Genomic DNA, 13182 nt, shown 5'->3' with positions numbered 1-13182 from the left:
AAGTATAATAAGAATTTTTAAAGACCACCATTATTGATGATAAATTTGGAATTTGATATAATAAAACAGTAGAAAGCCTTAAGATACAAGGCTTTGAAGGAATTTATAAAATAAAACCTTTGGGTAAGGAAGTGAGTCTATGAGGACTATAGATACAAAAATAATCTATAACAGGAATGGTTATCTTTTACACCTTGTCAGAACAAGGCAGGGGTTACTGGATACCATAACCCTGCAATATCCAGTTAAAAACGGTATCAAATCCATAACAAAACGTATACTTTCCCTTTTGGGTTTTGTAGCACTGAAACTACTGGAAGCTGCCATAGATTTTATATAATCGAAAATTAGATACTGCCTATATAATGCCTTGTGGTAAACACCACAGGACTTTTTTAATTCCGATACATATTGTTTTAGAACGGATTTTTGCATAGATAAAAATTAGTAAACAAAATTAGTGCTAATTACGTTTTATAGTTGAAAAATCATAATTATTTACAATTATATTTTCGATAGTTTTAGATGCTCCGTTTTTCTTTCAATATCTTACTTCTCATAACTTATCTATGGTAGACTGCCTGGTTTTAAAATCGTATTTCTACTAAATTACGTTTTTAAATATGTTTTTCTATGTTCTATAATTCTATTAATTTCTATTAATACAAATTAATATAAACTCATTGCAACTAATACATATTAATTTACATTAACAAGATTGTTTTAATAATACCTGTTAAAAATTCTTTAAATTACTAATTCCCCAAAAACAAAATCTATAGTCTTTTTCCTATAAACTTAAATTTAAAATCGTATTCGTTTTTAGAAACCTTTTTAAGGCAAAAAATAAGGACTATTTCTATTGAAACAGCCCTATGAACACTATTTTAAACATCTATACGTTTTTAAAAACACTTTTTATCGAAAATATCTCAAGTAGCACTCATAAATATAATATGTATATGGAAGCAGCCAATGCTGCACAACTCAATAACCTACATTTTCTTTAGAAAAGATGAAAGAAGTTTTTTATTATGGCAATTAAATTTATATTAACAGCACCAAGTGCTGATGAGAGCTTTTATGTATAGTGGGTAATTAATGTCCGCTTGATGATTTTAGAAGGATTTTATTATGAGACAGCCTAAATAGGTTGTTGGGAAGCAATTTTGTTTTATAATTCGCAGCTTGAGGCTGCGAATTATACTTGTTTAGATAAAAACTAAATATGTATTACCCCGTTGAAACCAATATATATAATGATATTTAAAGGAGTCAAGTATTTTTTCTTAATTTTTGTGTTCATTTTTACTAATAAATAGATATATATAATAGGAACACTACACCTAAATATGCTATTGCATTATTTATATAACCTGTATAGGACATCTTATGCAGCAGTAATATTATTTGCTTCCTTAAACTCTCTTATTGAATTATAAAACTTACGTGAAACCTTTTTGCGTAGTTCCTTTTCATTATAAAAATACAGTAAGCATGCATAAAAGCTCTTTTGGTTACTATTATCGCAAACCTTATATGGGGTCTTACCCATAGTTTCTTTTTTTTTTTACAATAACCCTATATTTATTTGGAGCTTTCGTTAAAGTCTGATTCTGTTTATTAAATATACCCTTATTATTTTCAACTACTTCTAAAAATCCTGCTTTTACAAGGCTTTTTACTATAGAAAATACTGTTTTAATGCAAGTATGCTCTCAACTTCTTCTTGGCTTATTTTAGCTTCTTGTGTACCTATGAGTTTATACTCTCTTTCATATGTGTATTTTACAAAATGATACCCTTTATTCCCACTGCTACTTACATAAATATAATCTCTTGGAATACCAAACTGTTCTATTGCTTCTATTAACTTATATACTGCTTCCTTTGCCTTTTGTGGCTTTTTAAAATCAATATCAAAACATATGAACTTTGTGCTGTTAATATTACCAAATACACCAATGGTTAGCCTACCATCAAGATGAGCCTCAAGCAAATATGGCAAAAGTGGTTTAGGACGTTTTTCTATAAACATTGACGGTTCCCTAAATCCCATAGCTGCCAATTCCTTCTTTTTCTGATACAGTTCCCGCCTACGTTGTTTCTTTTCTTCTTGTGTCATTGGTTTGTATATTATCGTTTCATACCAACCTTGCGAATGTAGAATTAAATACTTATTTCTATCAGTAACATACAAAACATATATTTTTTCTATAATTTCTTCTTTCATCTTCGCATACCCCCTTTCTTTGCTTCTGCTTCCTATCGGAAGCTATTTAGAAAGTGTAATGCACTGTTTTATGTGTATAAACTTTAGGTACAAAAAATAAAGCCCTATAGTCAAGCTTTATAACTGGAACATTTTTCTTTAAAAATTATATAGCAAAGGATAGCCTTAAATCAAATTTTACTCAATGTTCCTTAAAGCAATAAATTATGTTATCATATATTATGGAATATTGTAATTTTATGGTGAAATTTATAAGACAATATAAATATAAAATACAGAGAAAGGGTGAATAGGATGTCTGTAAATATATCAAAGATACGTAGAGAGCAACTGCTCCAAAAAATAGAAGAAATACGCCTGCATTTACTAAAAAACGCTCCAAATCCGCAGCTGGAAGACTATCTTTTAGAATTAGCTTCTGAAATTAAAAATCGCAAATTTGGACTTGTATTTGAAAAACATAGAGAAAAAATAGATGACCTTATGCTTACACACCTGCCTGTTTTAACTGAAGATAAAAAATTAACTATAGAAAACGGAGGGCAATGGAATTTCCTTATTGAAGGGGATAATCTGCCTGCGTTGCAGTTATTAACAAAAACTCATAAGGGAAAAGTTTCCGTAATATTAATAGATCCTCCCTATAATAGAGGAGAAAATGATTTTTTGTATGACGATAACTATATTGATAAAAATGACAATTTTCGACATTCAAAATGGTTATCTTTTATGGAAAAACGTTTATTAGTATCAAAGGAATTACTTGAACCTTCAGGGGTTATTTTTATACATATAGATGAAAATGAATTTGCTCCTCTTAAACTATTATGCGATGAAATATTTGGTGAAACTAATTTTATTGGGGCTTTTATTTGGAAAAGTAGAAGTGGTAAAGGTGGAACTAATGCAAAAATTGCTAATGAACATGAATATATATATTGCTACGCAAAAGATATTAATAATGTAAGTATTAAGCCAGTTATAAAAATAGGTAATGCCAGAAAAGAACAATTAAGGCAATGGGGTCAAGAAGTTTTGAGAGAAGATAGACCTTATATGTTTTATCCTATTTTATACAATAAGAAAAAAAAATTAATAAGAACAATTCCACAGGAGGAATTTATAAATATATACGATAAATCTAATAATAGTTTTAATGATGATTATTTATTGCAATTAAAGAAAAAGTACGAAGAAGACGGCTGGGTATTTATTTTGCCTATCAGGAAAGAAGGATACGGAAGATGGAGAGTTGGAAGGGAAACAATAATTGAACTCATTCAAAATGGAATGATTTCTATAGAGATAGATAAAAATCAATATAAAGTTTACCGACTTTACCCTGAAGGAAATGTCACTAAATCAGCAATAGGTTCTTTAATAGAAGGAAAAGGAACTGCTTCAAATGGAACAAAAGAGCTCAAGGAGATTTTTGAAGAAAAGGTTTTTGATACAACAAAACCTATTGAAACTGAAAAATTTTTAATTGATTTAATTTTATATAATAAACCAAATAGTATTGTATTAGATTTCTTTGCTGGTTCAGGGACATCTGGAATAGCAACTATGTCTTTAAATAAAGCTGATAACGGCAATCGCCGCTTTATTCTTGTAACTAACAATGAAAACAATATATGCCGTAACGTTACTTATGAACGTCTAAAGCGTGTAATAGAAAAGGAAAACTACCAAGCAAGCCTAAAATACTACCGGGTAGACTTTATTAATACCGAAGGTAAGGTTTATTATGAATATGCTAATGAACTTCTAAAACATATACGGGAGCTTGTGCAGCTGGAAAACGGTGTTGATTTAAACAGTAATGAAGAATTTGCCATTGTATTGACTGACGGAGAGATGGATAAATTTGTAGAAAACTTGCCAAAACGTAGCAAACCATGCAGAAAACTATATGTTGGACATGATGTCCTTCCTGACCCGGAACGCGAAAGGGAACTTATGCGAAATGGCATTGAAATAGTAAGAATTCCCGATTATTATTATTCAGAGAGGAGGGGATAATATGGCTGCAATACAGCTTAAACAATTCCAGCTTGATGCCATTGCAGAACTTCACAAAGCTGTTTCTGGTGATAAACGAAATATTATACTAAAGAGTGGTACAGGTTCTGGGAAAACAGTTATTCTCTCTCATTTTATAAATGAATTCCTTTTAGAAAATCCGGGATATGTAGCCCTCTGGTTCTGCCCTGGTAAAGGCAATCTTGAAGAACAGAGTAAAAAGAAAATGGAAAAATACATTCCAAATGCCTCTACATGTAATCTTCAGGATGTTCTTACCGCAAGAGGATTTCAAGAAGGCGATACAGTATTTGTAAACTGGGAACTGGTAACAAAGGCAGGAAATCGTGCCTTAATGGATGGGGAACATATAAACTTGTTTGACGCTGCAGACAAAGCCCATGATAATGGTTTAAAATTTATTGTTATAATTGATGAGGAACACCTGAACAAAACCGTAAAGGCATATGACGTAGTCGAACTTTTTAAACCTGACAAAATTATCAGAGCTTCTGCTACACCTGAAAAAGATCCTAACGCAAACTATGTAGTAATACCAGAGGAACGCGTAATAGCTACAGGACTTATAAAAAAGTTAATTATAATTAATGAAGGAATTGAAGAAGGCATAAGTCTTGAACATCAAGTTACCTATCTTCTCGGACTTGCACTAAAAAAACATGAGCAGTTACGTGAAGCCTTTATTTCTGTTGGAAGTGTAGTTAACCCACTGATTGTAATACAAATTCCTAACAAATCTGAAAGCCTTATAGATTCGGTTGAAGAGTATCTTGAAAATAAAGGAATAACTTATTTTAACAAACAACTTGCCGTATGGCTTGCCGACAAAAAAGAAAACCTTGATGGAATAGAAGATAATACTTCGCCTGTAAAAGCCATTATAATAAAACAAGCTGTTGCTACAGGCTGGGACTGTCCAAGAGCACATATTCTTGTTAAACTCCGCGAAAATATGTCAGAAACCTTTGAAATACAGACCATTGGACGTATAAGGCGTATGCCTGAAGCAATGCACTATGAAAATACTCTCCTCGATAATTGTTATCTATATACATTTGATGAAAAGTTTAAAGAAGGTGTTAAGCTACATTTAGGCAATGGTGCACAAGATGCGAAGACCTTAATGCTAAAAAGCAGTTATAGAAATATTAAGCTAAAAAAGAAAAAAATATCGGTTTTGACAACAGAAGTAAGCCCCAAGATGGCATTGGAAGCCTTTCTTGCTTTCTTAAAAAAGAACTATTATCTAAAGCCTAATAAATTTGATGAAAACAAGAAACTTCTTAACTCATATAAATATGATATGGACAATGAAATTAAAATCCATACATACCAAGGTATAGCTTCCAGTGTTAATAAAAAAGAATTAGTCCATTTAAATCAGGTAACAATAAAGATGCTTTTGGATACCCATGAACACGGTCGTTCATTTCATCATTCTATTGGTGAAATAGGACGCAGTATTGGCTTGACTTATGATAGTGTATCCAATATTATAAGAAAATTATTCTGCACAGAGCCTGCTTATAAAGACAAGCTGCTTTCTTTATCCCCAAAGGACTTATATTCCTTTGTAATTAATAATGATAAAAGACTATCTGAAGACTTTAAAATAGCTATTTCATCAAACGAATATACTCAACAGTTATCAATGGTAGAAAACAGCATTACAGAAGATTATTATATCCCAAGAGAATACCTATTTACCTATGATGCTAAACAGCGGCATTCAGTTATCTATGAAAAGAATGTATATGACGGATATTTGTCTTCTGCTTCTCCACGCTCAACTGGCGAGAAAATGTTTGAGCAATATTGTGAGGATTCGGAGGCAGTTGACTGGTTTTTCAAGAATGGAGACAAAGGCAATGAATACTTCTCTATTGTATATACCGACAATGCAGGTAAGAGCCGACATTTCTACCCTGATTATGTTCTCGGTGTTGGAGATGATATTTGGGTTGTGGAAGTTAAAGGAGGAGAATCTTCTTCCGGGCAAAGCGAAGATATAGATCCATTTACAGAAAAGAAAATGGATGCAATGACAGCCTATGCAGCCGACAATAATATTAAATGTGGAGTTGTTCGTCTTAATAAACACGATATGCGCCTTTATATAACTACTACAAAATATGTTGAAGATATGGATAATGAATGTTGGATGCCCCTTAAAGATGTAATTAAAAAGCAGTAGATAAAAATAAAGTGCCTCTTCTGAGGCACTTTAGATTGTAGACAAAAACAGCTCTTTCTTTGTGGAGAGCTGTTTTTATCTACAATCTGTAACTGTTATCATAATTGATAACAGTATTATTTTAACAATGCATTAGCAATCAATTTATCAAACTTTCTTATGTCAACACCTTTTTGTAAATTAATTTTAATATGTCCTGCTCTTGTCCAAAGCTCTACTTCAGCATTAAAGTCTAAAAATTTTCCAGCATTTTCAGTTGACCACATATTTATAGATGAGTATGGTAATGAATATATTTCTACCTTTTTACCTGTTAATCCTTGTGCATCTCTTACAATTAGTCTTTTATTCGTGAAAATTGCACTATCACGAAATGTTTTATACGCTGCTATTGCTTCTTCACCATCTATTAATATATCCTTTACATCATCTGGAATAGGGCATTCACTTATTAATGTCCATGACAAAATTGGGTTTATTTCTGCTGCCATATTAATTCCCCTTCCTTTATTTTATTTTCATTTTCGATTTTATTATTTTTGTTACAATTTTTCAACAATGAATTCGCAACATATTCCGACATAAAAATCTACGTCACTTATGATACGGCTCACCACTAATTATTCTAAATCCCCTGTAAATTTGTTCAAGGAGTATTAGTCTCATAAGCTGATGGGGGAAGGTCATCTTTGAAAAGGAGAGCTTATAATCGGCTCTTTGCAAAACTTCTTTTGAAAGTCCAAGGGATCCACCTATTATGAAAGAAATGTTGCTGCTGCCTTTTAATCCTAAGTCATTAATGAAATCAGCAAAACCTTCAGAAGATAACATAGTCCCCTTTAAATCAAGGGCTATTACATACATGTTGTCCTTTATGTATTTTAAAATACCTTGTCCTTCTTTAGTTTTCACCTGTTCTTCTTCTTTTGTTGATAGATTTTCAGGAGCTTTTTCATCAGGAACTTCGATTATTTCTATATTGCAATATCTTGATAACCTCTTTAAATATTCATCTATGCCATCTTTTAAATATTTTTCTTTTATCTTCCCAACACCTATTATTTTTATATTCATATTTTTTCACTCCAACAAATTAAGTCTATAATCAAAATTTTAAATACACAAACTATATTAATAAAAAATTAGACACAATTAATCTCATTTTGTGTGTCTAAATTAGATTAAAAGCATCAATAGCTACTTGCTTTTTGTAAAGTCGTGCTAACAGTTTTTTCTCCAACTGGTGTTTTCAACTCTATCACTACTGTACCCTCCGCTCCTGCCTTATATATTGCTTCTTTTAAATCAAGCATAGAATTTATTTCTTCTTCGTTTACAGATAATATTATATCTCCTTCCCTAATGTTTGCATTATCAGCAGGGCCATTAGGAGTCACATCAAATACATAGACTCCTTTTTGAATAATATAACCATAGTAAGCTGCTATTTCTCTATCAAATCCCTTAATTCCAAGAGTAGGAGTTATAAAGTACCCTTTATCTTTGATGCTTTTTATAACAGGCTTTATTATATTTATCGGAACAGCAAAACCTATACCTTCAGCAGTGCTTACCTTTACAGTATTTATTCCTATAACTTCGCCCTTACTGTTTACAAGAGGTCCTCCACTATTTCCAGGATTAATTGAAGCATCTGTTTGTATAAGATCCTCCATAAAATATCCTTCATCCATCTGAATAGTTCTATTTATTGCACTTATTATCCCAGCTGTTACAGTTCTTTGAAATCTAAGTCCCAAAGGGTTACCAACTGCTATAGCCTGATCTCCTATACTAACTGATTTAGAATCTCCTAATACAGCAGAAGTTAAGTTATCAGAATCTATTTTGATTATAGAAAGGTCAAGTATTGGATCTGCCCATACTGTTCTCCCTGTAGCTTCACGTCCATCTGATAAAAGAACTAATATATTTTTTGCATTAAGACCTGCAACATGATTATTGGTAATAATATATCCCTGACTATCAATAATAACTCCGGAACCAACTCCTTGTATAGTCTTTGGCTTTGTAAAATAATTAGCCTGGGTTTTAGTTGTAACAATACCAACAACTGAAGGAATTATCCTTGAAGCAGCATATTTTATACTACCATTTTCATTTGCATTAACAACCTCTGGCTCTTTTTCTTCAACTTTTATTTGTGTTTGAGGGCTCTGCTGCACCTGTGTCTTTAAATTCCCAAATATAGTTTCAGGTCCAAAAATAAGAAGAAGAAAGCTACCTATTATGGCTCCAAAAAACGCAGCCAAAAAATATCCAAACAAGGACGGTTTCTTCCTATTAAACTCATTGGAATTCATGGGCATCCTCCTATTTTATTACTTGAAGCCTACCCACCTTATCCCTTAATGCTATATCAATATCAACATCCCTGCCATCCCTTATATTGTTCATTTCAAGAATCGATAATACAGTTCTTAAAGCAAGTTGAGGATAGTTATTTGTTTTACTTAAATGTCCAAGAATAACTTTCTTTATTTTGCTATTTAGTATATCAACTATTGCTTCACCTGCTGCCTCATTAGAAAGATGTCCCTTATCACTTAAAATTCTAAGTTTTAAATGATAAGGATAAGGTCCTACCTTTAACATTTCAACATCATGATTAGCTTCTAAAAGTATAAGATCTGAATCCTTAATATTTTCTTTTACAGTTTCACTTACATAACCAATATCCGTTGCAATTGAAATCTTTCTCTTACCATTTACAAAACTATAACCACAGGGTTTTGCAGCATCATGAGGTATCTTATAAGGTATTACAAAAATATCCCCAATCTCAAAGGGATTGTAATCCTCGAATATCTTTATGTTCTCCTTTTTAACCTCTCCTATTTTATCTATCATTGCTTCCCATGTATTAGTATTAGCATATATGGGAATATTAAACCTTCTTGATAAAATTCCAGCTGATTTTATATGGTCATCATGCTCATGAGTAATAACAATTGCATCTATGTCACAAGAGTTTATGCCTATTTCCTTTAGACCTTCTTGTATTTTTTTGCCCGTAAGCCCAGCATCTACAAGGATTTTTGTCCTGTCTGATGCTACATATAAACAGTTGCCGCTACTTCCGCTATATATTGAACAAAACTCCATACACTTCTCCTTTCTGAATTATAGTGATTAATAAAGACCTGAAATACAGGCCTTTAATCACATTCAAATTCTTTTTCTTCAGTTTTTATTCTCTTTATGTTAGCTCCAAGCCCTGAAAGTTTATTTTCTATATTTTCATATCCTCTATCTATATGTCTTATACTTGATACAGTCGTACATCCTTCAGCAACAAGTCCCGCTACAATCATAGCAGCCCCTGCTCTAAGGTCAGTTGCTACAACATCCGCACCTGTTAGTTTATCAACACCTTCGATTAATGCTATTTTACCTTCAACCTTAATATTGGCTCCCATCCTTTTAAGCTCATCTACATGTTTAAATCTTGCTTCCCATATATTCTCAGTAATAATACTCCTCCCCTCAGAAACTGCCAAAAGTACAGATAATGGCTGTTGTAAATCCGTTGGAAATCCTGGATAGGGAAGAGTTTTAATATTAACTCCTCTGGTTCTTCTATTGCAGGATACCCTAATAGTATCCTCTCCTTCTTCAATATCTACTCCCATTTCAATAAGCTTTGCAGTAATAGCTTCAAGGTGCTTTGGAATAACATTTATAAGAGTAACATCCCCCCTTGTTGCCGCCGCTGCAATCATGTATGTCCCAGCCTCAATCTGATCTGGTACAACTGAATAGTCACAACCTTTTAAATAGTTTACACCTGTAATCTTTATAACATCCGTACCAGCACCTTTAATATTTGCTCCCATTGCATTCAAAAAGTTTGCAACATCAACTACATGAGGCTCTTTAGCCGCATTCTCAATTATAGTTACTCCCTTTGCTCTGCATGCTGCAAGCATTATATTAATTGTTGCACCTACACTTACAACATCAAGATATATATTAGCCCCTTTAAGGCCTTCTTCTGAATTTACTTTTATTATTCCATGTTCTACCGTAACCTTTGCTCCAAGTGCTTCAAAGCCTTTAATGTGCTGATCTATTGGTCTTACACCAATAGAACATCCCCCTGGAAAATACACTTCAGCTTTACCGTATTTCCCAAGAAGTGCTCCTATCAAATAATAGGATGCCCTCATTTTCTTAACGTCATCGCCTGTAGCAATATAGGAATTAATTCCTGTACAATCAATGCTAATGCAATCTTTACTTTCTTTTTCAATTTTTGCTCCAAGATCTGTTAATATTTTTTCAAGACAGTATATATCCTCAATTTGTGGAAGATTATCTATTTTACATACACCTTCATCGCATAATATAACAGCAGGTAATATAGCAACTGCTGCATTTTTTGCACCACTTATAGTAACACTTCCAGAAAGCCTTTTGCCACCTTCTATTAAAAATTTCTCCATGTTCCACCCATCCTTCTTTCATTAACTTCATCTATATAAACACAATATCTCCATTTTATAATCCATAATTGATATTATATCACTTAACAAAGCCTAATGCGATAAATTGTTTATAATTTTTTATTAGTATTTAATTGGCTATCTTCCATATTATAAACGGGTCTTTGACAGTTGCAAGACAAAAAAAGTGCCTTAAAGCCTTGATATAGGCTTATTTTTTTGTCAAATTTTAAATTTTTATAGTGCACAATGTGTAACAATGTGTTATAATATAGATATAAATATATGAAGAGATGTGAAAAAATGAGATTACAAATTGTTAAATCAAAAAATGCAGCATCCTTATATGTAGTTAAATCTGTTTATGAAAAAGGCAAGCGTACATCAAAAGTAGTTGAGAAGCTTGGCACTTATGATGAACTTTTAAAAAAACTAAACGGACAAGACCCTATAGAATGGGGGAAGAGGTACGTTGAAGAGTTAAATAGAAAAGAAAAAGAAGAGAAAAGAGAAATATTAGTAAAATACTCGCCTGTTAAACAAATTAACAAGGACGAACAGCATACTTTTAATGGTAGTTACTTGTTTTTACAAAAAATATATAACGAGCTTGGGCTGCAAAATATCTGTAAAAATATTTCGGATAAACATAAATTTAATTTTAATCTAAATTCAATACTATCAAGATTAATTTATGCAAGAATTATTTATCCATCATCTAAGCTTGCTACATACGAACTATCAAAAAAATTTATTGAGCAGCCTGATTTTGAGCTTCAGCATATTTATAGAGCTTTAGAAGTGATTTCACAAGAAACAGATTTTATTCAGTCAGAATTATACAAGAACAGTCTTAAAGTTTGCAATCGTAATAAAGGAGTTCTCTATTATGACTGCACCAACTATTTCTTTGAAATTGAACAGGAAGAAGGATTAAAACAGTATGGAGTATCGAAGGAACATAGACCCAATCCAATTGTTCAAATGGGACTTTTCATGGATGGAGACGGCATCCCCCTTGCATTTTGTATAAACAAAGGTAATACTAATGAACAAGTAACTTTAAAACCTTTAGAGCAAAAAATTATATCCGAATTTGGGCTTTCAAAATTTATCATTTGTACAGATGCAGGGCTTGCATCTACAGCAAACAGAAAATTTAATAATATACAAAATCGAGCTTTTATTACTACACAATCTATTAAAAAATTAAAATCACATTTAAAAGAATGGGCGTTAGACCCCAAAGGATGGCATCTTAGCGATTCAGACAAAGTATATAATTTAAACGAAATTGACGAAGAAACAGATATTAATAAAATTTTTTATAAGGAACGCTGGATAAAAGAAGACGGGCTTGAACAAAAACTTATTGTAACATTTTCCTTGAAATATAGAAACTATCAAAGAACTATAAGAGGTAACCAAATAGAGAGAGCTCAAGAGGTTATTGATACCAATCCTACAAAATTGAAGAAATGTAATGCTAATGATTACAAACGCTTTATTTCAAAGACTCACTGCACACCTGACGGTGAAGTAGCTGAAAAAGAATTATACAGCATTAATGCTGATTTAATAGCACAAGAGGCAATGTATGATGGTTTTTACGCAGTATGTACAAATATAAGTGATGATGCTGCCGCAATTATAAAAATTAATAGAAGGCGTTGGGAAATAGAAGAGTCCTTCCGTATTATGAAATCAGAGTTTAAGGCAAGACCAGTATATTTAAGAAGAGATGATAGAATAAAAGCGCATTTTACAACTTGTTTCATTTCCCTGATGATATATAGGCTATTAGAAAAAAAGCTTTCAGAAAAATATACGTGTAGCGATATTATATCAGGACTTAGAGAAATGAATTTTTATGAGATTAAGAATGAGGGCTATATTCCAATATATACAAGGACCGATTTTACAGATGATTTACATGACAAATTTGGCTTTAGAACGGATTATCAAATAATTAATATGAAACAAATGAAAAAAATTTTTAAAGACACGAAAAAATAAAAAACATTGTTCACTTTTTTGAAAAGTATAAAAGCCTGAGAGCCCTTGATATTCAATGGTTCTACAGGCTTTTTGCTTCGCGCAACTGTCAAAGATGAGATTATATCACTTAACAAAGCCTAATGCGATAAATTGTTTATAATTTTTTATTAGTATTTAATTGGCTATCTTCCATATTATAAATATTTAAAATAATAATAATATATATTGATATTTTCAATAAAATCATA

11 protein-coding genes are annotated in these 13182 nt (G+C 31.8%); 4 read left to right on the top strand and 7 right to left on the bottom strand.

Annotated elements, in window-relative coordinates; translation table 11 throughout:
• The first annotated feature begins 139 nt into the window (after positions 1–139).
• Positions 140–340, top strand: a complete 201-nt coding sequence (locus FDN13_RS08095) for a hypothetical protein (RefSeq protein WP_138979733.1) — start codon at positions 140–142, stop codon at positions 338–340.
• 1050 nt (positions 341–1390) lie between these two features.
• On the opposite strand, the gene FDN13_RS14210 is transcribed toward FDN13_RS08095, so the two are convergent.
• Together FDN13_RS14210 and FDN13_RS08090 are read right to left on the bottom strand one after the other, a co-directional pair.
• Positions 1391–1555 carry a hypothetical protein gene (locus tag FDN13_RS14210; protein ID WP_168190112.1) on the bottom strand — a complete coding sequence of 55 codons (165 nt, stop codon included), beginning with the start codon at positions 1553–1555 and terminating at the stop codon, positions 1391–1393.
• Positions 1556–1684: 129 nt separating this feature from the next.
• Complete coding sequence (locus FDN13_RS08090; protein WP_138979732.1) at positions 1685–2233, bottom strand: TOTE conflict system archaeo-eukaryotic primase domain-containing protein; 549 nt, start codon at positions 2231–2233, stop codon at positions 1685–1687.
• A 294-nt stretch (positions 2234–2527) separates the two neighbouring features.
• Between FDN13_RS08090 and FDN13_RS08085 the strand changes: the two genes are divergently transcribed.
• Together FDN13_RS08085 and FDN13_RS08080 are read left to right on the top strand one after the other, a co-directional pair.
• Positions 2528–4255 (top strand): site-specific DNA-methyltransferase, encoded by a 1728-nt coding sequence (locus tag FDN13_RS08085; protein ID WP_138979731.1) that lies wholly within the window; start codon positions 2528–2530, stop codon positions 4253–4255.
• A 1-nt stretch (position 4256) separates the two neighbouring features.
• The gene (locus FDN13_RS08080) at positions 4257–6470 is read left to right on the top strand and encodes a DEAD/DEAH box helicase (protein WP_138979730.1); all 2214 of its coding nucleotides are present in this window, start codon (positions 4257–4259) and stop codon (positions 6468–6470) included.
• A 116-nt stretch (positions 6471–6586) separates the two neighbouring features.
• Here the strand turns inward: FDN13_RS08080 and FDN13_RS08075 are convergent, their stop codons facing one another.
• The 5 genes from FDN13_RS08075 to FDN13_RS08055 form a co-directional block, all read right to left on the bottom strand.
• The gene (locus tag FDN13_RS08075; RefSeq protein WP_138979729.1) at positions 6587–6961 is read right to left on the bottom strand and encodes a PH domain-containing protein; all 375 of its coding nucleotides are present in this window, start codon (positions 6959–6961) and stop codon (positions 6587–6589) included.
• Between the two features lie 103 nt (positions 6962–7064).
• Positions 7065–7544 (bottom strand): 23S rRNA (pseudouridine(1915)-N(3))-methyltransferase RlmH, encoded by a 480-nt coding sequence (gene rlmH, locus FDN13_RS08070; protein WP_138979728.1) that lies wholly within the window; start codon positions 7542–7544, stop codon positions 7065–7067.
• A 116-nt stretch (positions 7545–7660) separates the two neighbouring features.
• The gene (locus FDN13_RS08065) at positions 7661–8794 is read right to left on the bottom strand and encodes a S1C family serine protease (RefSeq protein WP_138979727.1); all 1134 of its coding nucleotides are present in this window, start codon (positions 8792–8794) and stop codon (positions 7661–7663) included.
• A 10-nt stretch (positions 8795–8804) separates the two neighbouring features.
• A complete protein-coding gene (locus FDN13_RS08060) occupies positions 8805–9596 on the bottom strand; it encodes an MBL fold metallo-hydrolase (RefSeq protein WP_138979726.1) in 792 nt (263 codons plus the stop codon).
• Between the two features lie 53 nt (positions 9597–9649).
• Positions 9650–10936 carry a UDP-N-acetylglucosamine 1-carboxyvinyltransferase gene (locus FDN13_RS08055; RefSeq protein WP_138979725.1) on the bottom strand — a complete coding sequence of 429 codons (1287 nt, stop codon included), beginning with the start codon at positions 10934–10936 and terminating at the stop codon, positions 9650–9652.
• 303 nt (positions 10937–11239) lie between these two features.
• Here FDN13_RS08055 and FDN13_RS08050 point away from each other — a divergent pair, with 303 nt between their 5' ends.
• Positions 11240–12952, top strand: coding sequence for an IS1634 family transposase (locus tag FDN13_RS08050; RefSeq protein ID WP_138979184.1), 1713 nt, complete (start codon positions 11240–11242; stop codon positions 12950–12952).
• Positions 12953–13182: the final 230 nt, after the last annotated feature.

Origin of the sequence: Caloramator sp. E03, from assembly GCF_006016075.1 — a bacterium.
Classification (GTDB): domain Bacteria; phylum Bacillota; class Clostridia; order Clostridiales; family Caloramatoraceae; genus Caloramator_B.
This window is presented reverse-complemented; position numbering and strand designations above follow the sequence as displayed.